Consider the following 23,000-nt stretch of genomic DNA (forward strand, 5'->3'; position numbering starts at 1 on the left):
TAGCCGATGGTTAAGGAATCGATAGAAGATCGCCGAGGTTTCAGCGCGGTTCGGCGGCCGGTCCGGCGGGCGGGCGCGACGGGCCGGCGGAGGAGCCCAGGAAGACCGCGAAGAGGGCGGGGCGGCGGCGTTGCAGTTCCAGGCGGCCGCCGTCGGCCTCGATGAGCGCGCGGGCCAGGGCCAGGCCGACGCCGGTGGAGCCGGCGGCCGAGAAACCGCGGTCGAAGATGTGCGGGGCGAGTTCGTCGCGGACGCCGTCGCCCTCGTCGGCCACCTCGACCACCACCAGCGGCTCGCGATCGTCGAGGCGGCCGCCGGTCACGGTGCGCACCGAGACCGTGCAGGTGCCGCCGCCGTGCATGAGGGCATTGTCGACCAGCACCGCGACCGCTTCGCGCAGCCGGGAACCCGTCACGGGCGCTTTCAAGGTCGGGTCGCCGAGCAGCACCAGTTTGCGGCCCGCCTCGGCGAAGGGGTGCCGCCATTCCGCCACCACGCCACGCAATTCCGCGACCACCGGCACCGGATCGCGTTCGGCCGCGCCCTCGTCCCGGGAGGCCCGCACCAGTTCGTCGATGGCGTCGGTGAGCCGATCCACCTGTGCCATGGCCTCTTCCGCCTCGTGCACCACTTCCGGATCGTTGTGCGTGGACAGTTCGTCCAGGCGTAGCCGCACCGCGGTGAGGCGGCTGCGCAGCTGATGCGAGACGTCGGCGACCAGGGCGTGCTCGCGTTGCAGGCGGCCCGCGATTTCGACTGTGGCGGAATCGAGTACGTCCGACACCCGGTCCAGTTCGGTAATGCCGTGCCGGCGCGAATCGGCGCGGAAATCGCCCATGGCCAGCCGGGCCGCGCGCGCCGCCACATCGCGCAGCGGATCGGCCACCCGCCGCGCGGTCACCACCGCCACCGCGATGCCCGCGCCGAGCGAGATGAGCACCAGTCCGACCACCGCGCCCAGCGCCTGCCGCTGCATCGAATGCATCGGCGCGGCAGGGGTTTCCAGGCGCAGCGACCCGGAGGTGCCCATCGCCAGCGATTCCACCAGCGGATCCGCCACCGCGTCCGGCCCGACGTCCAGGCGCGAGGCATTGTCCTGCGGCGTCGGATACACGATGGTCAAACGCCCGCCCGCCGGGATCAGCGGCCGCACCGACCGCAGATCCAGTTCGCCGTGCACCAGCCCGTCGTCCTTCTCCTGGGCCACCACCTCCACCGCGATCCGGTCCAGGCGATTGCGCAGTTCGTTGCGGGTGATGTCCTCCACCCACTGCCACGCCGTGAACGCCAGCGGCACGCCCAGCACCAGGGTGGTGAGGGTCAGCGCGGCCACCATGGACAGCAGGATCCTGCGTCTCATCGTCGAGATGCCTCGCTTCGCCGGGCTTTCGGGTGGGATACGCGCGCGGAACAGCACAGATCGATCGGTTCGAGAGCGGCCGAGCTAGTCGGTGTTGAAGCGGAAGCCTACGCCGCGCACGGTCACGATCCGGCGTTCGGCCACCGGGCCCTCGTCACCGATCTTCCGGCGCAGCCACGACATGTGCATGTCCAGGGTCTTGGAGCCGCGCAGATCGGCGTCACCCCACACCTCACGCAGGATGGTCTCGCGCGAGACCACCTGCCCGGCACGGTCGATGAGCACCTTCAGCAGCTCGTACTCCTTGTTGGCCAGGTTCACCTCGACGCCGTTCACCAGCACCCGGCGCGCCGCCGGCTCCAGCCGGATGCCGCCCACCTCGACCGCCTCGTCGCCGATTCCGCTGCGCCGCAACAGCGCCCGCACCCGGGCCAGTAATTCGGCGAGCCGGAAGGGCTTGCCCACGTAGTCGTCGGCGCCGGCGTCCAGGCCGACCACGAAATCGACCTCGTCGGTGCGCGCGGTGAGCATCAGCACGGCCAGATCGGCCCCGCGGGCGCGCACCTGACGACACACCTCCAGGCCGTCCATGCCGGGTAGGCCGAGGTCGAGGATCAGCAGGTCGTGACCGCCTTCCAGGGCCCGTTCCAGGACCGCGGGACCGTAGCTCTCCACGGTCACCGCATAGCCCTCGCGCCCCAGCGCCCGCGACAGCGGCGCGGCAATGGCCTCGTCGTCTTCGGCCAGCAATACGGCGGTCACGCAGTAAGCCTACGGGTAAGCGGCACCGGATCCGTAGTAGCCGCCGCCGTTGTTCGGATTGTTCTGCACCACATCGAAAACCTGGTGATAGAGCATGGCGTGCACCTGCTGCACGTACGGGATGTCGTCGTATTCGAGCGGATCCTCCGACGCCGATCCGATGATGAGCGTGCCGGTGCCCAGCATGCGGTCGAAGAGGCCATGGCGGAACTGCACATTCGAGATCCGGTTCATCGGAATGTCGATGCCCGTGTGGGTCAATACGCCTTGGCGAATCAATACCCGGCGGTCGGTGATGATGAAATGCGTCGACTTCCAACGGATCAGCGGTACCAGCGACCGCCACCACACGATCAGCAGCCACGCCACCAGAATCGCGAGCAGCAGCCCGGACCCCAGCCCACCTTCGGTATTGCGCGATGCGACCCCAGCGCCGAATCCGGCCAATGCGGTGATCAGGATGAAAGTCACGGCGGGCCAGAACAACATCTTCCAATGCGGATGACGGTGCAGGAGTAGTCGCTCCTCGGGCGCCAGCGCCTCCTCGGGATAACCCATGCGCATACGCTACCGCGCCGAGATGCCAGAATGCCTGACGCCGAGAAGCGGTGTGACGCACAATCGTGCGGCCCGCGCGTAACATCGGCGATCACGATCTGCCATCTTCGCCGAGCTGTCCCCGCGCAACACCATTCTTGCCCTGCATGACACAGGAGGCGTGTGTGACCCGAGAGTTGACCCAGCTGCAGATACTTCGAGAACTCGAGCCGGTGGCGGAGGCTAACCTCAACCGTCACCTGTCGATGGCCAAGGACTGGCATCCGCACGACTACGTGCCCTGGGATCAGGGCCGCAACTTCGCCGCCATGGGCGGGGAGAACTGGGACCCCTCGCAATCGCAGTTGAGCGAGGTCGCCAAGATCGCCATGGTCACCAACCTGCTGACCGAGGACAACCTCCCGTCCTACCACCGTGAGATCGCCGAGAACTTCTCCCAGGACGGCGCCTGGGGCACCTGGGTGGGCCGCTGGACCGCCGAGGAGAACCGGCACGGCATCGTCATGCGCGACTACCTGGTGGTCACCCGCGGCGTGGATCCGGTGGCCCTGGAAGAGGCGCGGATGATCCACATGACCAATGGCGCGCAATCGCCCGACGACTGGGGCGGGTTCCTGGAGAACGTCGCGTACGTGACCTTCCAGGAGCTGGCCACCCGCATCTCGCACCGCAATACCGGCAGGGTGTGCAACGACCCCATCGCCGACCGCATGCTGCAGCGCATCTCCGCGGACGAGAACCTGCACATGATCTTCTACCGGACGCTGTGCGGGGCGGGGCTGGATCTGGTGCCGGATCAGGCGCTGGAGGCCATCACCAAGGTGCTGACCAATTTCGTCATGCCCGGATCCGGGATGCCGAACTGGCGGCGCAACGGCGTGCTCATGGCCAAGCACGGCATCTACGACCTGCGCCAGCACATGGAAGAGGTCGTGAACCCGGTGCTGAAGAACTGGAACATCTTCGACCGCAACGACTTCGGGGCGCGCGGCGAGGCGGCGCGGGAGAAATTGGCCGCCTATGTCGCCAAGCTCGAACAGGACGTGCTCAAGTTCGAGGAGCAGCGCGACCGCCTGCTGGCCCGCGAAGCCGCCCGCGGCGAATTGCAAACCGTCTGACCGGTTCTATCTCTCGTGACGCTAGGGTGGGCCCCGGGTGAAACGAGAGGACTTCAGTGGTGGATGGCTACCTGGGCCGCTACCGCCTCGACGAACTACTCGGCAGCGGCGGTTCGGCACAGGTGTGGCGGGCGCACGACACCGCCACCGGCCACACCGTCGCGCTCAAGGTGCTCGCGCCGGTACTGGCCGGCGACCCGGAGTATCGGCGGCGCTTCGAACGCGAAGCCCGGGCCGCATCGCTGCTGCACGGTCCGCACGTGGTGGCGGTGCGCGCCTACGGTGAACTCGAAGGACGGCTCTACATCGAGTCCGAGTTCGTCGACGGGCTGGACGTCGAAGCACTGCTGGAATGGGAAGGGCCGCTCGCGCCCGCCGCCGCGGTCCGGCTCATCGGGCAGATCGCGGTAGCACTCGACGAGGCGCACGCGGCAGGGCTGGTGCACCGGGATGTGAAGCCGCAGAACATCATCGTCGCGCCCGACGAGACGGCGTACCTCATCGATTTCGGGGCGGCGCTCGAGGACGGGCAGGCGGCGGTCACGCGCACCGGGATGCTGGTGGGCACGCCCGCCTACATGGCGCCGGAACGGTATTCGGCGATCGCGACCGCGCGGTCGGACATCTACTCGCTGGCGTGCGTACTGTACGAGTGCCTCACGGGGCAGCGGCCTTTCCGGAGCGGGAACCCGGCGCAGCTGATGCGAGCGCAGCTGGAATCCGTTCCGGCCGCCGCATCCACGCTGGCTCCGGCGGTTTCCGCGGCGCTCGATCGAGTCATCGCGCGGGCCATGGCCAAGGATCCGGCGGAAAGGTATTCCAGCGCAGGTGAATTCGCCGCCGCCGCGGAGGCCGCGCTGCGAGCGGCGGAACCCGACAGCACGGCGGTGCTCACCACCGTCACGGGGCAGGTCATGTCCGCCGATCAGTGCAAACCCACCGTGGCGGCCATTGTCGCCACGGCCGTCGCGGTAGTGGCGCTGGCCGGCTCGGTCATCATGCTGATCATCGGGGTGGCGTGGTTCGCCGGGCATACCGCCTCGTCGACGCCGGAGCCGGTGCCGCAGGTCGTGCCGGCAGCGGAATCGCCTGTGCGCGAGAGCCTTTCTCCGGCCGCGTCGCTACCGGCCGTTACGCCGGAACCAGAGGCGCCAGGTGCTGGGCGTGGCGCGGAGCCGTCGGCCACGGAGCCGTCGAATCCCGTTGTCGTCCCCGCGCCGCCCGCGCCGATCCCCACCGACTCCGCACCCGGCCCGCGCGATTCGCCGGACGGCCCCGCGCCGAATCACCACGGTCACGGCAAAGCGCAGAAGCCGGAGAAGCCGGGCAAGCCGAAATAGCGCGGGGCCGTTCGCGGTACCGGTGTGCCGGCGGGAATCGGCCGGGCCCGGCCTGAGGACTTTCCGCGATCGGGGGTAGTACCTCAGGAGAAGCATCCGGGTACGAAAGGACTACTTCTCATGGGGGACGGGCAATTCGGTCCCTATCGGCTGGAGAAACTGCTGGGCAACGGCGGAACCGGGCAGGTGTGGCGCGCGCACGACACCCACACCGAACGGACCGTGGCGTTGAAGATCCTGGCGCCCGCACTGGGCGACGATCCGATCTACCGGCAGCGTTTCCAGCGCGAGGCGCGGGCCGCGGCACAGTTACGGGAACCGCACGTGGTGCCCATCCACACCTTCGGTGAATACGACGGTCGACTGTTCATCGATATGGCCTATCTGGACGGCACCGATCTCGGGCTGCTGCTGCGGGCCGGCGGCCCGCTCCCGCCGTCAAGGGCCGTGGACATCATTTCGCAGGCGGCGGCCGCGCTCGACGAGGCGCATCGGCGCGGCCTGGTGCACCGGGACGTCAAGCCCGCCAATATCGTGATCGCGCCCAACGGTTTCACCCATCTCATCGATTTCGGCACCGCGCAGCTGACCGGGCAAGCCACGCTCACCGGGACCGGGACCGTCATCGGGACACCGGCCTATATGGCGCCCGAACGGTTCAGCGGGGCGGCGGTTCCCGCGTCGGACACCTACTCGCTGGCCTGCGTGCTGTACGAATCGCTCACCGCGCGCAGACCTTTCCCCGCACCCGATCCGGCCGGGCAGATGCACGCCCATCTCACGGCCGAACCGCCGCGGCTGTCGGAATCGGATCCGGCGCTGCCCGCCGCTCTCGACGACGTGCTGGCGCGGGCGCTCGCCAAGGATCCGGGCGAACGCCATTCCAGCACCGGGGAATTCGCGATGGCGGCGCGTGATGCGCTGGACTCGGCGGGGACCGCGCCGACCACGCCGCTCGTCGCGGCCGGGGCCGCGCCCACCGCACCGCTGGTGGGGATTTCCCGAGGTCGCGCCGCCGGGACCGGAGTGCTCGCGCCGACCGTCGCGGATAGTGATGGCGCACAACGCAGGACACCGATCACGGCCGTGCCCGCGCCGGGCTTCCCGCGGCGATTCGCGGCGCTCGTCGCCGTCGCGGCCCTGCTCGCCGGGGCGGGAACGGGGTTCGCGGTGTGGCGCGCGGGGCAGGACTCGAATTCACCACCGAGCGACACGACTCCGGCTTCCGCGCCGCCGGGCGTGGCCGAACCGACTTCGGCCGCAACGGAAGCGCCCCGGGTCACGGGCAACGGGTCGACCCGTACCGTCAATCCCGCTCCGCCACCGGCCAGTTCGGAGACCGGTGGCCCGGAGACGACAGTGCCCACCACGACGCAGGTCACGATCCCGTTCCCCATTCCGAATCTGCCGACCGGGTCGGGGTATGCCGGGCCATCGACCGAGAACAGGCCCGGCAACAGCGGAAACGGCGGCAACGGGAACGGGGGCAACAACGGCAACGGGCAGGACAAGCACAATAAGCCGACCAAACCGAACAAGCCGAACAACTAGCCGGCGATCACCCACCGAAAGCCCTGCGCGAGATCAATATTCAGCGCGCAGATGCGTGACGTCACCCGCCGACACCGCGCGCTCGCCGATCAGCAGCCGGCCGAATTCATCCACCCCGGTGGCGATTCCGGTGAGCACCTCGCCGCCCGGAATCTCGGCCCGCACCTGCGCGCCGATCGTGGAACAACGCTCCTGATACGCGGCCGCCAGCTCGCCGATATCCCAGCCGCTCGCCTCCCACGCCGTGAAGCGCCGCGCGAACTCCCGCAGGATCGCCGTCACCAGCGCCGTCCGATCCGCGTCCGGCGCCCCGGCCAGCGTCAGCGAAGTCGCGTGCGGCACCGGCAGTTCCGCCTCGGTCAGGCTCACGTTCACACCGATCCCCACCACCACCGCCGGGTCCGCTCCCGCGGCCGCGATCTCGGCGAGGATCCCGGACAGCTTGCGCCCGTCCACCAGCACGTCATTGGGCCATTTCAGCACCGCGGGCACCCCGGTCTCGGCCCGTACCGCGTCCACCACCGCCACCCCGGTCAGCAGCGGCAGCCATCCCAGCACCGCCGGATCGATCCCGCGCGCCCGCACCAGCACCGACATGGCGATCTGCGCCCGCGCCGGGCTCACCCAGTGCCGTTCGTGCCGTCCCCGCCCCTTCTCCTGCGCCTCCGCGATCAATACGAGCCGATCCGCGTCCGAATCCATGGCCCGCGCCACCAGGTCGGCGTTCGTCGACCCCGTCGACTCCACCACGTCGATCCCGGAGAAGAACTTCTCCGGTCCCTCGACCACATTCCGCCGCAACAGTTCCGCATCCAGCGCAGCCCGCTCCATGCCCCGCACGCTACTCCCCCGCCCGCCCCGATCTCCGGCCGGCCGGATGGCCGAGAGCGTGTTCAGGAGGCGGCGTGCGGGGTCAGTCCGAGCGCGCCGGCGGTGAATCGGTGCACGGTGGGCAGGCTGTCCTCGAGCGCTTCGCGATAGCCGTCGCGGGCCCAGCCCGTCACCTCGGCGGTGCCGTCCGCGGCCGGCGTCACCACGATCTCGGCGACCAGTTCCGCCGTGGTGGGCACGCACACCGCCCACGAAAAAACCGTCTCCGCAGCCCATCCCGCGCTGCGCTTGCTCACGTAGTCCGGATCGGTGATGCCGCCGTCGGCGAGGGCCGGGCGATCGTCGATGCGCTCGTCGGCCCGCAGGGCGCGCAGATACCAGCTACCGGCATTGATCTCGATGGGTTCCACTACCGCTCCCGCCTGCGCTCGCGCCGATTGCCGCGCTGCCGCGCCTGATTCGCCCCGCCGAACAACACCGCGCCCGCCAGCGGAATCAACAGGAACACCCACCACTGATGGGTGACGAAGAACAGGATCACCGCCAGAATCGGCACCACCGGCATGATCCGCTCGGGCAGCCCGTTGAATCGCGACTCGCGCGGACGCTCCACCGCCTTGGCCATGGACACCGGCTCCGGCAGATCCACGAACACCTTGGCCAGATCCCCGCGCGTCAAGGCCGCCGCGACGACCCCACTGCGCTCGTCGAACTCCGCGACACTCAACCGGCCCGCCGCGAAATGATCGGACAGCCGCTGCATGGCGTCCTCACGCTCAGCGGTGCCGATACGAATCTCCGGTGGTTCAGCCATGATCCGACTTTATCGCGCCCGCTCGGGGCCCGCGTCCGCCGCGGTGCGTAGTGCCGCATACGCAACGGGCCGCTCACCGAAGTGAGCGGCCCGTTCGAAAGCGATTGCCGGAGAGCCGGTATCCCTTACTTGATCTCGGCGAGCACGGTGCCCTGGGTGATGGCCGCGCCGGCCTCCACCGCGAGACCGGTGATGACGCCGGCCTTGTGGGCGGTGACCGGGTTCTCCATCTTCATGGCCTCGAGCACCACGACCAGATCGCCGGCCTCGACGCTCTGGCCCTCTTCGACGGCCACCTTGACGACGGTGCCCTGCATGGGCGCGGTCACGGCGTCACCGGAGGCAGCGCCGCCCGCGCCGCCGCCACGCTTGCGCGGCTTCGGCTTCTTGCGGATGACGCCCGCGCCGTTACCCGCGGCAGCGCCCGCGCCGACCGAGAACTGGCCGGGCAGCGACACCTCGAGGCGACGGCCGCCGACCTCGACGACCACCTTCTGACGCGGCGCCTCTTCGTCCTCTTCGATGGCGACGCCACCGGTGTAGGGCTCGATCGGGTTCTCCCAGTCGTTCTCGATCCACTTGGTGTAGACGTCGAACTTGGTGCCGTCACCGATGAACGCGGGGTTCTCGACGATGTGGCGGTGGAACGGGATGACCGTGGCCAGGCCCTCGATCTGGTACTCGGCCAGGGCGCGGGCGGCACGCTGCAGCGCCTGCTCGCGCGTCTCGCCGGTGACGATCAGCTTGGACAGCATCGAGTCGAACTGGCCGCCGATGACCGAGCCCTCGACCACACCGGAATCGACGCGCACGCCGGGGCCCGCGGGCTCCTTGTAGACGACGACCGGGCCGGGCGCGGGCAGGAAGCCGCGGCCGGCGTCCTCACCGTTGATGCGGAACTCGAAGGAGTGGCCGCGCGGAGTCGGATCCTCCTTGATGGAGAGCTCGTGGCCCTCGGCGATGCGGAACTGCTGGCGCACCAGGTCGATACCGGCGGTCTCCTCGGTGACCGGGTGCTCGACCTGCAGGCGGGTGTTCACCTCGAGGAAGGACACGGTCTCGCCCTGCACCAGGTATTCGACGGTGCCGGCGCCGTAGTAACCGGCTTCCTTGCAGATGCGCTTGGCCGACTCGTGGATCTTGCCGCGCACCTCGTCCGACAGGAACGGGGCGGGGGCTTCCTCGACCAGCTTCTGGAACCGGCGCTGCAGCGAGCAGTCGCGGGTGCCGGCGACGACCACGTTGCCGTGCTTGTCGGCGATGACCTGCGCCTCGACGTGGCGGGCCTTGTCCAGGTACTGCTCCACGAAGCATTCGCCGCGACCGAAGGCGGCGATGGCCTCACGGGTGGCGGACTCGAACAGCTCCGGGATCTCCTCGATGGTGTGCGCGACCTTCATGCCGCGGCCGCCACCACCGAAGGCGGCCTTGATGGCCACCGGAACGCCGTACTCCTTGGCGAACGCGACGACCTCGTCGGCGTTCTTGACCGGGTCCTTGGTGCCCGCGGCCATGGGGGCCTGCGCACGCTCGGCGATGTGCCGCGCGGTGACCTTGTCGCCCAGGTCGCGAATGGACTGCGGCGACGGGCCGATCCAGATCAGGCCCGCGTCGATCACGGCCTGTGCGAAATCGGCGTTCTCCGAGAGGAAGCCGTAGCCCGGGTGGATCGCGTCGGCGCCGGCCTTGGCGGCGGCATCGAGGATCTTGTCGAACACCAGGTACGACTCGGCCGAGGTCTGGCCGCCCAGCGCGAACGCCTCGTCGGCGAGCTTCACGAACGGGGCATCCGCATCCGGCTCCGCGTACACGGCGACGCTGGCGATGCCGGCGTCCTTGGCGGCCCGGATCACGCGCACGGCGATCTCGCCTCGGTTGGCTACGAGGACCTTTGTGATCTGCGCGTTGGCATGGTTGGGCACTGAGCCTCCTGTGCTCTGAAAACTTCGTCTTGGGCAGTGTAGGCAGTCTGCCAACAACCACCGAACGGGGATAGGGCTACCGATCGGTAGCACCCAAGAGTGACCGAGGGCACTCTACAACTCTCGTAGCGTCGGCTGGAAGCCTAAAGGCACGCCCTCGAGTCCTGCTCCAGCGGAGGTCCCTAGGGGCGCACCAGGGATTCGGGGATGGCGCCCGGGCCCTCGCCGGTGACGATCGGAGCGCCGACCGCATTGGACCATTCGGTCCAGGAGCCGTCGTAGTTACGCACGCCGGTCACGCCGAGCAGATAGGTCAGCACGAACCAGGTCAGGGCGGACCGTTCGCCGATGCGGGAGTAGACCAGCGGGGCGATGCCCTCGCTCACGCCGCCGTAGATGACGTCGAGTTCGGCACGCGGGCGGAAGCGGGCGTCGGCGCCGACCGAGGAGGTCCACGGGATGTTCACGGCGGTCGGGATGTGCCCGGCCCGCAGCGCCTGCTCCTCGGGGCGGTCCAGCACCACGAGTTCGCCGGTGTACTCGTCGAATACGCGGGAGTCGATGAGCGGACGACCCAGGTGCGCCACCACGTCGCCCCGGAAGGCGCGGGCGGTCTTGTCGTCGCGATCGACCGTCGGGTATTCGCCGAGTCCGGCGGCGGGCACCTCGAAGGCGGTGTCGCGGGCCTCGGAGATCCACGCGTCCCGCCCGCCGTCGAGCAGGCGCACGTCCGGGTGGCCGAAGAGTTCGAAGACCCACAGCGTCGCAGCGGCCGTGCCATTGGATTTGTCGCCGTAGATGACCACCGTGTCGTCGCGTCCAACCCCCTTGACGCGCATGAGTTCGGCGAAGCGCGCCCCGTCCACCACATCGCGGGTGCGAGGATCGATCAACTCGGTTCGCCAATCGATCTTGATGGCGCCCGGGACATGGCCGATGTCGTATAGCAATATGTCTTCGTTGGACTCGATGATCTTGAGACCCGGCGCGCCGATGTTTGCCGACAGCCACTCTGTGGTTACTAGTCGTTCAGGATGTGCGTAGGAGCCGAACGAGTGATGTGGATCCGGAGCGACGGGCACGGTGTGGTCCTTAGCGCGTGGTTGGGTTGGCTGGATGGCATTCAGCGGTTCGAATCTCAACACCGATCGTAGGCAGATGGCGGTAACGAAACTCGTTTCAGATCACGAATCGGATGATTGGGCGAATTAAGCGCAGCTTCATCCGATAAAGTCTCCCGAGAGGAGGGGTGAGCTATGTCCGATTCTTGGCCGCGACGACGACTGCTCGCGATCCTACGCGGCGCCAGCGAGCCTCTCGACGCGCAAGAACTGGCGCGCGTCACCGGCCAACATGTGACTACCGTCCGTTTCCATTTGGATGTGCTCACCCGCGAATCCCTCGTCCGCCAATTCCAGCAGCCGCCGCGCGGCAGAGGCCGTCCGAGAATCGGCTATACCGCTGTTCAGCGATCCGTCGGTTATCAAGAATTGGCACAGGTCCTGGCCGATCAGCTCGGCAGTGATCCGCGCCGCCGCTCCGATGCCGCCGTCGCCGCGGGCCGGGTCTGGGGCGCGAAAATGGAATCCATCGATCAGCCGGTGGAAACCCTCGAAGACGCGAAAGACCTGACCGTCACGCTGATGTCGGAACTCGGATTCGCGCCCGAACGCGATCACGCCACCGAGACCGAGGAATCGGTCATGATCCGGATGACCGCCTGCCCGCTGCGCGAACTCGCCCGCACCCACTCCGAAGTGGTCTGCGGCGTCCATCTGGGGCTCATGCGAGAAGTCCTGGACCGCAACGGCGCTCGCGACGACGTCAGCGTCCGGCTGCACCCGTTCGTGGAACCCGAATTGTGCGTGGCGCGACTGGAATTGCTGAAAGCCCGTCCGGCGGAGGCACAGGCGAGCGCGGAACAGGCCGCGCCCACCGGCCCGGGCGAGGAGAACGGCGAACCGCGATTGGCGGCCTCCACCAATCGCATCGCGCCGCAGCTGCGCAGCGGCGATCCCCAATTACGGGGCGGGGACCCACAATTCCGCAATGCCGACGCCCACCTCGGCAAGCAGTCGACGAACCAGCGGTAGCCCGATCCCGATCACGCTGGACGGATCACCGTCGATGCGGTCCACGAACCAGCCGCCGCGGCCGTCCAGGGTGAACGCGCCGGCCACCTGCAGCGGCTCCTCCGACGCGATATAGGCGTCGAGTTCCGCGGGTTCGGGTTTGGCGAAATGCACGGTGGTGGCACTGCAATCGGCGGATTCGCCGACGATCGCGCCGTCGCGCAGGCGCAGCACCGAATGCCCGGTCAGCAGATCCGCACTGCGCCCGGCCATTTCGGCCCAGCGCGCGCGTGCCACCTCGGCGGTGTGCGGCTTGCCCTGCAGCACCCCGTCCACGAGCAGCATCGAATCGCAGCCCACCACAATGGAATCGGAGTAATCAGCGGCGGCGGGACCCGCGGCGGCGATGGTCGCCGCCACGTCCCGCGCCTTGGCCCGGGCCAGCTCGATCACGATCTGCTCGGGCGCGGTACCGGCGGGCAGTGCCGCGGCCACCGCGTCTTCGTCCACCTTCGACACCCGGACCACCGGCTCGATGCCCGCGTTGCGCAGCACACCGAGCCGTGCCGGGGACTGGGACCCCAGTACGAAGACCGTCACGCCCGTCAGTCGCGCAGGTGCGACAGCGCCGGGAAGGCGTACGGGGAGAACGGGGAGGAGCCGCGGTGCAGCAGCGTGGGGCGGCCCCACATATCGGCCGGGCCGTTGTCGGCGGGCGCACCGGTGCTCGCCGACGCGGCGGCGAACACGGCGACCAGCGCGGCGAGTTCGACATCGCTGGGATTGCCCTTGAGTACCTGGATGACCGGTCCGACGCTCGACGGTTCGGTGGTCTCGACGGCGACGGCGGCGTCCACCGCGTCCAATTCGTCGACCGCCAGATCCAATTCGGCGGCGCGCAGTACCTCTTCGTCAGCCATGGTCGTCACAGCGCCAGTCCTCCTGTCCAATCACCGCCGGGGCGGCTGGTCCGCGACCGGAAGATCTTCCCGGGTCCGCGAAACGGTATTCGTTACGGCCCTCGAAATCGAGGGCCATTCCTTTGACCATCTTTGCTCGGATGAGGCGTTCGTGCGCGGTACGAGACACATGTCCTATTGGACAGTGTGCGCCCCATGCCGCGCATATCGCTGAATCAGAGCGGAATGTTGCCGTGCTTCTTCGGCGGCAGCGAGACCATCTTGCGCTCCAGCAGCCGCAGCGCCGAGACGATCTGGCCGCGGGTGTGCGAGGGCGGGATGACCGCGTCGACGTAGCCGCGCTCGGCCGCCACGTACGGGTTCACGAGGGTGTCCTCGTACTCGTTCTGCAGCTCGAGGCGCAGGGCGTCGACATCGTTGCCCTCGGCGGCGGCGGTCTGCAGCTGCTTGCGGTAGACGAAACCGACCGCCCCGGACGCGCCCATGACGGCGATCTGAGCCGTCGGCCACGCCAGGTTCACATCGGCGCCCATGTGCTTGGAGCCCATGACGTCGTACGCGCCGCCGTAAGCCTTGCGGGTGATGATTGTGATCTTGCCCACAGTGGCCTCGCCGTAGGCATACAGCAGCTTCGCGCCGCGGCGAATGATGCCGTTGTACTCCTGGCCGGTGCCCGGCAGGAAGCCCGGCACGTCCACCAGGGTGATGATCGGGATATTGAAGGCGTCGCAGGTGCGCACGAAGCGCGCGGCCTTCTCCGAGGCGTCGATGTCCAGGCAGCCCGCGAACTGCGAGGGCTGGTTGGCCACGAAGCCGACGCTGCGGCCGTCGATGCGGGCGAAGCCGACGATGATGTTCATCGCGCGCTCGGCCTGCACCTCCAGGAACTCCTCGTCATCCACCAGGCGCTTGATCACCTCGTGCATGTCGTAGGGCTGGTTCGGCGAGTCCGGGACGATGGTGTCCAGCTCGATATCGGCCTCGGTGAGGTTCTCCTCGATGGCGCCCGCATTGGCGGTGGCAGGGAAGCGCGGGGCCTCGGCGCGGTTGTTGCTGGGCAGGTAGCTCAGCAGATCGCGCACGTAGTCCAGGGCGTCCTGCTCGCCGGAGGCGACATAGTGCGCCACACCGGACTTCACCATGTGGGTGTGGGCGCCGCCCAGCTCCTCCATGGTCACTTCTTCACCGGTGACGGTCTTGATCACGTCCGGGCCGGTGACGAACATCTGCGAGGTCTGGTCGACCATGACGACGAAGTCGGTCAGGGCGGGCGAGTAGACGTGGCCGCCCGCGGCCGGGCCCATGATCAGCGAGATCTGCGGGATCACGCCGGAGGCCTGGATATTGCGGTGGAAGATCTCACCGTAGAGGCCCAGGGAGACGACGCCCTCCTGGATGCGCGCGCCCGCGCCCTCGTTGATGCCGACCAGCGGACGGCCGGTCTTGAGCGCCAGGTCCATCACCTTGACGATCTTCTCGCCGTAGACCTCGCCGAGCGAGCCGCCGAAGACGGTCACGTCCTGGGAGAAGATGCAGACGTCGCGGCCGTCGATGGTGCCGTAACCGGTCACCACGCCGTCGCCGAGCGGACGCTGGTTCTCCAGACCGAAATTCACGCTGCGATGGCGAGCCAGCGCGTCGAGCTCGACGAAGGAACCCTCGTCCAGCAGGGCCAGAATGCGCTCGCGGGCGGTCATCTTGCCCTTGGCGTGCACCTTGTCGACAGCGGCCTCACCCATCGGGTGCTTGGCCTCTTCCAGCCGATTGCGCAGGTCAGCCAGCTTGCCGGCGGTGGTGTGGATATCAGGGGCGCCCGCCGACCCCGGCGTAGGCTGCTGCTGGACACTCGTCATGACGGGGAGTGTAACCAGTACCAGAGCCCCTTTGTAATCCCGCATCCGCTACTGGCGAGTACGGTTATTGGCTGCCCGCCAGTTAAAACGCCCTGGTAGAGCACCGAATCGGGGCCGGATTCACCCCGGTTCCAAAATGCCGCGTCCATCCTTGGAGCGTTCAGCGCATGACGCCGGTGTGGCCGGTGGAGTATCGGCCGGGCTGCGGCCAGACGGTCAGCCCGTGCGCGCCCTTGCCGACCTTGATGCGCGCCAAGAGCTTCCACTCCGCGATGTCGATGGCGTAGACCTCGCCGTGGTAGCGCCCCGACACCCAGAACACGCGGCCGTCGGCGGAGATATTGCCCATGTCCGGGCTGCCGCCGCCGGGGATCTGCCATTTGTGCACGAGCCGGTTCGCGGCGAAGTCCCAGACCGAGATGCTGCCCTCGTGCCGGTTGGTGATCAGCATCTGTTTGGAGTCACGGGTGACGTACAGCCCGTGGGTGCCGTGCCCGGTCTCCAGGAATCCGGTGTTGTCGAAGGTCTTGGCATCGAAGACATAGATGCCGTTGGCGACCATGTCCGCGACGTAGAAGGTGCGGCCGTCGGGCGAGAGCTTCACGTCCTGCGGCTTGCCGTTGCGCCCGCCGGGCAGATCGATCATGCGGACCAGCGCCAGGTTCGCGATGTCCACCACCGCCATCCGCCCGCTGAATTCGCAACTGGTGAGCGCGAACCGGCCGTCGGCGGTGAAGTCCATGTGATTGACCCCGCCGCAGTCCGGCACCGCGATGGCGTTCACCTTCTGCCAGCTGTGCGGGTCGTAGAGGTCGAGCGAACGATCGGCTTCGGCCACCACGAGTGCGTATCTGCCGTCGGGGGTGAAGTACATGTTGTACGGATCGCGGACCGGGATCGGCTCGCCCGCCTTGCCGGTGCGCGGGTCGATGGGCAGCAGGCTGCCGCTGCCGATGGGCAGGTCGTTATTGGCGTACAGCGTCTGCATGTCATAGGAGGGCACCACGTGCTGCGGCTCGTGCCCGCCGGCCGGATAGTTGTCGACGACCTCGAAGGTGGCCGGGTCGATGACGGTGATGGTGTTCGACTCGCTGTTGGGCACGTACACGCGCGGCAGATGATCGGCGACCGCCGGGCTGAGTTCGCGGGTGCCCGCGTAGACGTCGGTCGGCGAGAGCGGCGGCGGCATGCCGGGCAGCAGCGCGGGCTGTTCGGTCGTGGTGGCGGCCGCCGTGGAGGTGGTGGCCGGCGCGGCCGTCGTCGTCTTGTCCACGGTCCCCGCATTGCTTCCGGAGCAACCGGCCAGCAGCAGGAGCGAGAGGATCAGACCCAGCCGAGCACGATGCGCGATCACGCGGTGCACCGTGTCAGACCGTCATGGCGGTGAGCTGACATGCCGTCGAACTCTAAGCGGTGACATGGGATTCGGTGGCGGGTCGACGGAGTGTCGCCCGGCGGCACGCGGTTCCGGCGAATGCCGTATCCCGTGCAATCCGGGCGACTCCGTCACATACCGACTGCCTTGTGGCTCAGGGCAATACGCGCTCCAGCGCGTCCACCGCCTCGTCCAGTTCCGCCGTGGTTACCGTGAGCGGCGGCCGGAAGCGAATGCCCCGCTCCCCCGTGCCGAGCAACAGCACGTGCTCTTCCTCGCGCAGCGCCGTGACCACGCTGTCGCGCAGGCGCGCGGATTCGAGGGTGACCGCGCACATGAGACCGCGGCCGCGCGGATCGCTCACTTCCGGATGCTTCTCCGCCACCTCGGTCAGCCGCTGCAGCAGATGCGGGCCGAGAATGCGCGCCCGGTCCACCAGGTGCTCGTGCTCGATCACCTCGAACACGCGCCGGGCCCGGACCATATCGGCCAGATTGCCGCCCCAGGTGGAGTTGAGCCGGGAGCTGACCCGGAACACATTGTCGGGCACCTCGTCCACCCGGCCGCCGGCCATGATCCCGCAGACCTGGGTCTTCTTGCCGAAGGCCACCACATCGGGTTCCAGGCCGAGTTGCTGGTAGGCCCACATGGTGCCGGTCATGCCGACGCCGGTCTGCACCTCGTCGAGGATGAACAGCGCGTCATTGGCGTGGCACAGCCGCTGCACGGCCAGCAGGAACTCCGGCCGCAGATGCCGGTCACCGCCCTCGCCCTGAATCGGCTCGGCAATGAAACACGCTATGTCGTGGGGGTTTTCGGCGAAGGCGCGCTCGATCTGGTCCAGCGCGTGCCGTTCCGCGGCCTCGATATCCGGATGGTCCGGCCCGAGGTACGGCGTGTCGATGCGCGGCCAGTCGAACTTGGGGAAACGCGCGGTCTTCACCGGATCGGTGTTGGTGAGCGAGAGCGTGTACCCGGTCCGGCCATGGAAGGCGCCGGTCAGGTGCAGCACCTTGGTGCCGAGTTCGCCTGGGCGGCCGTGCATTTCATTGTGCCGGGACTTCCAGTCGAACGCGGCCTTGAGCGCGTTCTCCACGGCGAGCCCGCCGCCGTCGATGAAGAACAGGTGCGGTAGCCGCGGATCGCCGAGGACGCGCGCGAAAGTCTCGACGAAGCGCGCCATCTCGACGGTGTAGACGTCGGAGTTGCTGGGTTTGTTCAGCGCCGCGGCGGTGAGGCCGGACAGGAACCTGCGGTCCCCGGCCAGCGCCGGATGGTTCATGCCCAGCGCCGAGGAGGCGAAGAACCCGAACATGTCCAGGTAGGGGGTGCCGTCCCGCGCGTCCACGAGCCGTCGGCCGCGTGATTTGCGCAGGTCGAGCACCAGATCGAAACCGTCCGCGAGAATGCTCGCGGACAGGATGTCATGCACCCGGGCGGGGGTGATCAGTGGCGTTTCGGCAACCGCCCCGAGCCGATCGACTTCGAGCGTCACGCCGCCCAGCGTAAATGAATTTTTACGGGCACGCCCGGAAAGTCCGGAAAGATTACGAAGGTTGCCTACTTGTCATAGAATGTCTGCAGAATGATCGTGCTTCGAGTCCGGACATTTGCCGTCGCGCGGATCTCTTGCAACAGCTGTTCCAGGTGCCGGGGGGATGCCACCCGCACCAGCAGCATGTAGCTCTCGTCCCCCGCGACCGAGTGGCAGGCCTCGATGCCCGGAATGTGCTGCAGGAGCGCGGGCGCGTCATCGGGCTGCGACGGGTCGAGAGGAGTGATCGCCACGAATGCCGACAGCATCTGTCCGAGCGCTTCGGGATCTACATTGGCCGTGTAGCCACGAATCACGCCACGAGCTTCCAGCCGGCGCACCCGCGACTGCACCGCGGACACCGATAGGTTCGCTTTCTCGGCCAGATTCGACAGGGTGGCGCGACCATCGGCAATCAGCTCACGGATCAGCAGTCGATCGATGTCGTCGAGTACGGGTTTCGCCGGTGTATCCGCCATCAGCGAAGGCTAACGCAGCAAAGAGAACTCGTGGCCGGAACCCAGTCTGGAGCTGTCTATGACCAACACCCTGACCGCCCGTAACACCCGCGAATTGCACACGCGCACCGCCGCGCTGCTGCAGCGGCTGGGGGTGGAATCGCCCGAACCGGGCGCACTGTCGGTGCGCACGCCGATCACCGGCGGTGAGCTCGCGACCCTGCGCCCGGACACCGTCGCAGACGTGGACGCGGCCGTCGCCCGCGCGGCCGACGCCTTCCTCGCCTGGCGCACGGTGCCCGCGCCGCAGCGGGCCGCGGTGGTGCGCCGGCTGGCCGGACTACTGGTGGCGCACAAGGCGGATCTGGGCGAACTGGTCACCCTGGAAGCGGGCAAGATCGGGCCGGAAGCGCTCGGCGAAGTGCAGGAAATGATCGATATCTGCGAATTCGCCATCGGGCTGTCCCGGCAGTTATACGGCAAAACCATGCCTTCGGAACGACCCGGGCATCGGCTCATGGAGACCTGGCATCCGCTCGGCGTCGTCGGGGTCATCTCGGCGTTCAATTTCCCGGTCGCGGTATGGGCGTGGAATACCGCGCTGGCGCTGGTCTGCGGCGACACCGTGGTGTGGAAGCCGTCGGAGACGACACCGCTGACCGCCCTGGCCTGCCACTCGCTGCTGCGCCGCGCCGCCCAGGACGTGGGCGCGGATCCCGAAGTGCACCAGCTGATTCAAGGCGATGCGACGGTAGGCGAACGTCTGGTCGACGATCCGCGCGTGGCACTGGTCAGCGCCACCGGCTCGGTCCGGATGGGCGGGCTGGTCGCGCCCCGGGTGGCTGCGCGTTTCGGCCGCTGCCTGCTGGAGCTGGGCGGCAACAACGCGGCGGTGGTAACCCCCTCCGCCGACCTGGATCTCGCGGCGCGGGGCATCGTGTTCGCGGCGGCCGGTACGGCGGGCCAGCGGTGCACCACCCTGCGCCGGCTCATCGTGCACACCGACGTGGTGGGCCCACTGCTGGATCGGCTCGCTTCGGCGTATCGCCAACTGCGCGTGGGCAATCCGCTCGAGGACGGCACCCTGGTCGGGCCGCTGATCAACGAGCGGTCGTATCGCGCCATGCGCGACGCCCTGGATCGCGCCGTGGCCGACGGCGGTGAATTGATCTGCGGCGGCGAGCGGGTCGAGGGCTTCGGCGAGGACGCCTTCTACGTCCGCCCCGCCATCGTGCGTATGCCGGCGCAGACCGCGGTGGTCCGCGAGGAGACCTTCGCGCCCATCCTGTACGTGCTCACCTATCAGGAGCTCGACGCCGCCATCGCTATCCACAACGATGTCCCCCAGGGCCTTTCCTCCGCCATCTTCACCCAGAACCAGCGCGAAGCCGAACGCTTCCTCGCCGCCGACGGCTCCGACTGCGGCATCGCCAATGTCAACATCGGCACCTCGGGCGCGGAGATCGGCGGCGCGTTCGGCGGTGAGAAGCAAACCGGCGGCGGCCGCGAATCCGGCTCCGACTCCTGGAAGTCCTACATGCGCCGCGCCACCAACACCGTGAACTATTCGACGGAACTGCCGCTGGCGCAGGGCATCCGGTTCGAGTGAGGTGCGAGGCCCGAGATCGAAGCGGCGGCGGGCTCGTGAAACCTTGTCGCGTCTGCCAATTTCGCCACGCCGGTTCCGGGGAACCGGCGGCGGGACTCGAACCCGCAAGAACTCGCGTTCAATAAGGGTGAAGTAACCGCTGCCTGCGCACCGGGCGCTCGCGGGTTCGAACTCTAGCGGGAAAGCCGTACGGCCCCAACCCATTTTTCGGGTGGGGCCGGTACGGAGTCAGTCCTGCTTGTCGACGGCGATGGAGCGGATCTGCTCCTCGTACTTCGCGCGGGTGGACTCGTCGGCGGGGTGCAGGGCGCGGTCGCCGTTGAAGAGGCGGCGGACCAGGCGGACGGCCGGTTCGGGGGCGGCGGCGAGGGCCACGTCCAAGGGGGCGAGGTAGTTGGGGACGGCTACCTCGGCGCGGCGGGTGCGGACCGTCTGCACGATGGCGGCGGCCACGTCCTCGGGGTCGACGGTGGGCAGGCCATTGCCGAGTTTGAGACCAGAGGACAGCCGGGTGCGGACGGCGGAGGGCATGACGCAGCTGACGCTGACGCCGTGTTCGGCGAATTCGAGACGCGTTGCGGCGGAGAGCCCTACGGCGGCGAACTTACTGGCGTTGTAGACGGCCAGTCCGGCGATCGGGATCTTGCCGGCCAGCGAGGCCACATTGACGACATGTCCCTTGCCGCGGTCGATCATGCCGGGCACGACGGCGCGCATACCGTGGATCAGGCCCCAGACGTTGACGTCCATGGTGGTGTGGCCGGTGGCATCGGGTTCGTCGAGGAAGGCGCCGGCGGGCATGACTCCGGCATTGTTGACCAGGATGTCGATCCGGCCGAAGTCGGCGACGACCCGGTCCCACTGCTCACGATTGCGGACGTCCAATTCGAAAGCCTTGGCGCCCAACGCCGCCGCGGCGGTTTGCCCGGCGGCGACGTCCACATCGGCGATGGCGATCTCCGCGCCCTTGCTCGCGAACAGCTCCGCCGCCGACTGCCCGATGCCCCGGCCCGCGCCGGTGATGAGCACCCGCGCGCCGTTCAGATCGATTGCCGGGTAATTGTTTCCGAGGACGCTCATGCGAAGGCTCCCTGCTCCACTTGTTTGCGGACGCTGATCAGACTGTGTTCGAAGGTGGCGAGGCGGCGGCGGCCGTCCATGAAGTTCGGGCCCATGACGGCGAGATCGTCGGCGGTGGCGTCGATGCGCAGCACCTTGACGCCGGTGGCGCGGATCAGATCGATCTCGGCATCGAGCTTCTCGCTCATGCGGTTTCGCAGCTGCCGTTCGGCGAAATGCCCGGCGCTGGTGGCGGGCACGCGGCCGGTGGAGGCCATCGGGGCGATCACCACGACCTCGTCCAGATCGGCGGGAATGAGCAGGTCCACCGAGGCGGTGGAGGCGGCGCCGCCGTCGATGAATTCCCGGCCGTCGATGGACACCGCCGGGAGCCAGCCCGGTACCGCCCACGAAGCCCGCAGGGCCGCACCGATACTCGCGTCCGGCGCGGACGGTGAACCGAAGGCGACGCGTTCGCCGGTGGCGGCGTCCATGGCCACCAGCCAGGTGGCGGGATGTTCGACCCAGCGGCGGTTCGGGTTCAGGCGGTCGGCCAGCCGCTGCAGCCAGGCGGGGTCTCCGCTGCCCTGCGGGAGGAGGCCGCTGCCCGCGGTGAGCAGTGCGTGACCATTGCCCGGGCGGGCGAGCAGGGATCGCGCGGCCCGGCCCGGGGCGATCAGGCGCGGCCGGGGCAGCGGCGGGAAACGGCCCGGCTCCGAACGCATATGCGCCGCGAGCACCGGGTTGGTGGTGGTCCCGCGCTGCATGTCGACCAGTTCGTCCACACCGATGCCGCTGCCGAGCATGGTCAGCATCTCGGCGCCCGCGGAGGTGCCGATCATGACGTCGGCGGTGCGCGGGTCCCAGTCCAGTACGTCGCGGGCCGCGGCCAGCGCCGCGACGATCCACGCCGCGCCGACCGTACCCCCGCAGCCGATCGCCAGGCCACGTCGCTGTGACCCGTTCCTGTTACTCATGGTTTCGAACACTACCGGCTGAAACGGCCCGCGCATAGAGTTCGGATACCACCAGTATCTGGAAAAGATCTCGCTTCCTCAGGCCCGGAAGTGCAGGGTCCATTCGCCGCGATAGTGCAGGCGCGTCACGCTGACCGGGGGAATGTCGATGCGCCAGAACGATTTCGCCGGGGCATCGAGGGTGACGAGCAGGGCCGCGCGAATCACCGCCGGATGGGTGATGGCGATGGTGGGTTCGCCCTCGACGGCGATATCGGCCAGCCATTCCCCCGTGCGCTCGATGACATCGACCACGGCTTCACCACCGTGACCCCGATAGGCCGGGTCGGTGAGCCAGAGGTAGAGATCCTCCTTGGGCACCGACATGAGTTCCCCGCCGCGCCAGGCCCCGGCGTCGAGGTCGCGTAGTCGGTCGTCCTCCTCGCCCATCAACCCCATGAGCGCCGCGGTTTCCACGGTCCGGCGTTCGGGGGCGGTGAGCACGCGGGCGGCGTTCAAACGGCCGATAGCGGAGACGGCACGGCGGCCGGCCTCGGTCAGCGGTTCGTCGACCGGGAATCGTGCTTTGCGCATCGCCTCGGTCATTCCATGGCTGACCAAGTCGAGTCGGAGCACCTTCTGCACGGATGGAAGCGTACGCGCGGCGTGGGCGGGCGTATTCCGATTGCCCGTCCTTCGCCCGAGGGGCGCACGGGGCCCCCTCGTTTCGCCCCGGCGCTGCCGGCGATGCCCCGCACCGCCTCAGCATTGATGCCCCGAGGTCGGGCGGGCCAAACCTGGAATTCCCGATCGGGGTGCGGGCCGGGAGGTTCGCGGCACCGATGCGGCCCGCAATCCGGACAGTCGGTTCCCCCAATGACCTCGAAGACCACCCGGAATCGGACATG

The 23,000-nt window shown here is 68.4% G+C and carries 22 protein-coding genes; 5 read left to right on the forward strand and 17 right to left on the reverse strand.

Going from position 1 to position 23,000, the window contains the following annotated elements:
- Nucleotides 1-40: 40 nt before the first annotated feature.
- The 3 genes from LTV02_RS25790 to LTV02_RS25800 all read right to left on the reverse strand — a co-directional run bounded on the left by LTV02_RS25790 (nt 41) and on the right by LTV02_RS25800 (nt 2,680).
- On the reverse strand, nt 41-1,360 hold the full coding sequence (locus LTV02_RS25790) for a sensor histidine kinase (protein WP_067720598.1): 1,320 nt from the start codon (nt 1,358-1,360) through the stop codon (nt 41-43).
- An 84-nt stretch (nt 1,361-1,444) separates the two neighbouring features.
- Nucleotides 1,445-2,122, reverse strand: coding sequence for a response regulator transcription factor (locus LTV02_RS25795; protein WP_067720599.1), 678 nt, complete (start codon nt 2,120-2,122; stop codon nt 1,445-1,447).
- 9 nt (nt 2,123-2,131) lie between these two features.
- Nucleotides 2,132-2,680 (reverse strand): PH domain-containing protein, encoded by a 549-nt coding sequence (locus LTV02_RS25800; RefSeq protein WP_233034431.1) that lies wholly within the window; start codon nt 2,678-2,680, stop codon nt 2,132-2,134.
- A gap of 164 nt (nt 2,681-2,844) precedes the next feature.
- On the opposite strand from LTV02_RS25800, the gene LTV02_RS25805 reads away from it, so the two are divergent.
- The 3 genes from LTV02_RS25805 to LTV02_RS25815 all read left to right on the forward strand — a co-directional run bounded on the left by LTV02_RS25805 (nt 2,845) and on the right by LTV02_RS25815 (nt 6,689).
- The gene (locus LTV02_RS25805) at nt 2,845-3,798 is read left to right on the forward strand and encodes an acyl-ACP desaturase (RefSeq protein WP_233034432.1); all 954 of its coding nucleotides are present in this window, start codon (nt 2,845-2,847) and stop codon (nt 3,796-3,798) included.
- A 59-nt stretch (nt 3,799-3,857) separates the two neighbouring features.
- A complete protein-coding gene (locus tag LTV02_RS25810) occupies nt 3,858-5,138 on the forward strand; it encodes a serine/threonine-protein kinase (protein WP_233034433.1) in 1,281 nt (426 codons plus the stop codon).
- Between the two features lie 120 nt (nt 5,139-5,258).
- Nucleotides 5,259-6,689 carry a serine/threonine-protein kinase gene (locus LTV02_RS25815; RefSeq protein ID WP_233034434.1) on the forward strand — a complete coding sequence of 477 codons (1,431 nt, stop codon included), beginning with the start codon at nt 5,259-5,261 and terminating at the stop codon, nt 6,687-6,689.
- Between the two features lie 33 nt (nt 6,690-6,722).
- Here LTV02_RS25815 and LTV02_RS25820 read toward each other — a convergent pair whose 3' ends face one another.
- The 5 genes from LTV02_RS25820 to LTV02_RS25840 form a co-directional block, all read right to left on the reverse strand.
- On the reverse strand, nt 6,723-7,520 hold the full coding sequence (locus LTV02_RS25820; protein ID WP_233034435.1) for a biotin--[acetyl-CoA-carboxylase] ligase: 798 nt from the start codon (nt 7,518-7,520) through the stop codon (nt 6,723-6,725).
- A 62-nt stretch (nt 7,521-7,582) separates the two neighbouring features.
- Entirely contained in the window at nt 7,583-7,930 is a 348-nt protein-coding gene (locus LTV02_RS25825) for a hypothetical protein (RefSeq protein WP_233034436.1), read from the reverse strand.
- A complete protein-coding gene (locus LTV02_RS25830) occupies nt 7,930-8,334 on the reverse strand; it encodes a DUF1707 SHOCT-like domain-containing protein (protein ID WP_067720605.1) in 405 nt (134 codons plus the stop codon). Before LTV02_RS25830 ends, LTV02_RS25825 begins: the two co-directional genes overlap by 1 nt.
- A gap of 125 nt (nt 8,335-8,459) precedes the next feature.
- A complete protein-coding gene (locus tag LTV02_RS25835; protein WP_233034437.1) occupies nt 8,460-10,256 on the reverse strand; it encodes an ATP-binding protein in 1,797 nt (598 codons plus the stop codon).
- A 182-nt stretch (nt 10,257-10,438) separates the two neighbouring features.
- Nucleotides 10,439-11,338, reverse strand: coding sequence for a sulfurtransferase (locus tag LTV02_RS25840; RefSeq protein ID WP_233034439.1), 900 nt, complete (start codon nt 11,336-11,338; stop codon nt 10,439-10,441).
- 174 nt (nt 11,339-11,512) lie between these two features.
- On the opposite strand from LTV02_RS25840, the gene LTV02_RS25845 reads away from it, so the two are divergent.
- Nucleotides 11,513-12,349 carry a helix-turn-helix transcriptional regulator gene (locus tag LTV02_RS25845; RefSeq protein WP_233034440.1) on the forward strand — a complete coding sequence of 279 codons (837 nt, stop codon included), beginning with the start codon at nt 11,513-11,515 and terminating at the stop codon, nt 12,347-12,349.
- On the opposite strand, the gene LTV02_RS25850 is transcribed toward LTV02_RS25845, so the two are convergent.
- The 6 genes from LTV02_RS25850 to LTV02_RS25875 all read right to left on the reverse strand — a co-directional run bounded on the left by LTV02_RS25850 (nt 12,278) and on the right by LTV02_RS25875 (nt 18,489).
- Nucleotides 12,278-12,928 carry a Maf family protein gene (locus tag LTV02_RS25850; RefSeq protein ID WP_067720607.1) on the reverse strand — a complete coding sequence of 217 codons (651 nt, stop codon included), beginning with the start codon at nt 12,926-12,928 and terminating at the stop codon, nt 12,278-12,280. The genes LTV02_RS25845 and LTV02_RS25850 overlap by 72 nt on opposite strands.
- Before the next feature lie 5 nt (nt 12,929-12,933).
- Nucleotides 12,934-13,248: an acyl-CoA carboxylase subunit epsilon gene (locus LTV02_RS25855; RefSeq protein ID WP_233041710.1), complete on the reverse strand. Its 315-nt coding sequence runs from the start codon at nt 13,246-13,248 to the stop codon at nt 12,934-12,936.
- Between the two features lie 215 nt (nt 13,249-13,463).
- Nucleotides 13,464-15,101 (reverse strand): acyl-CoA carboxylase subunit beta, encoded by a 1,638-nt coding sequence (locus tag LTV02_RS25860; protein ID WP_067720609.1) that lies wholly within the window; start codon nt 15,099-15,101, stop codon nt 13,464-13,466.
- Nucleotides 15,102-15,261: 160 nt separating this feature from the next.
- On the reverse strand, nt 15,262-16,455 hold the full coding sequence (locus tag LTV02_RS25865) for a YVTN family beta-propeller repeat protein (protein ID WP_233034441.1): 1,194 nt from the start codon (nt 16,453-16,455) through the stop codon (nt 15,262-15,264).
- A gap of 175 nt (nt 16,456-16,630) precedes the next feature.
- The gene (lat, locus tag LTV02_RS25870; protein WP_233034442.1) at nt 16,631-17,971 is read right to left on the reverse strand and encodes an L-lysine 6-transaminase; all 1,341 of its coding nucleotides are present in this window, start codon (nt 17,969-17,971) and stop codon (nt 16,631-16,633) included.
- A 65-nt stretch (nt 17,972-18,036) separates the two neighbouring features.
- Nucleotides 18,037-18,489, reverse strand: a complete 453-nt coding sequence (locus tag LTV02_RS25875; protein WP_067720610.1) for an Lrp/AsnC family transcriptional regulator — start codon at nt 18,487-18,489, stop codon at nt 18,037-18,039.
- A 58-nt stretch (nt 18,490-18,547) separates the two neighbouring features.
- Between LTV02_RS25875 and amaB the strand changes: the two genes are divergently transcribed.
- Nucleotides 18,548-20,077, forward strand: coding sequence for an L-piperidine-6-carboxylate dehydrogenase (gene amaB, locus LTV02_RS25880; RefSeq protein WP_233034443.1), 1,530 nt, complete (start codon nt 18,548-18,550; stop codon nt 20,075-20,077).
- A gap of 228 nt (nt 20,078-20,305) precedes the next feature.
- Here the strand turns inward: amaB and LTV02_RS25885 are convergent, their stop codons facing one another.
- The 3 genes from LTV02_RS25885 to LTV02_RS25895 all read right to left on the reverse strand — a co-directional run bounded on the left by LTV02_RS25885 (nt 20,306) and on the right by LTV02_RS25895 (nt 22,737).
- Complete coding sequence (locus tag LTV02_RS25885; protein WP_233034444.1) at nt 20,306-21,157, reverse strand: SDR family oxidoreductase; 852 nt, start codon at nt 21,155-21,157, stop codon at nt 20,306-20,308.
- Entirely contained in the window at nt 21,154-22,113 is a 960-nt protein-coding gene (locus tag LTV02_RS25890) for a patatin-like phospholipase family protein (RefSeq protein ID WP_233034445.1), read from the reverse strand. The genes LTV02_RS25885 and LTV02_RS25890 overlap by 4 nt, the downstream gene beginning before the upstream one ends.
- Before the next feature lie 78 nt (nt 22,114-22,191).
- Complete coding sequence (locus tag LTV02_RS25895; protein ID WP_233034446.1) at nt 22,192-22,737, reverse strand: histidine phosphatase family protein; 546 nt, start codon at nt 22,735-22,737, stop codon at nt 22,192-22,194.
- Nucleotides 22,738-23,000: the final 263 nt, after the last annotated feature.

The sequence above is a fragment of the Nocardia yamanashiensis genome (genome assembly GCF_021183565.1).
Lineage (GTDB): Bacteria > Actinomycetota > Actinomycetes > Mycobacteriales > Mycobacteriaceae > Nocardia > Nocardia yamanashiensis.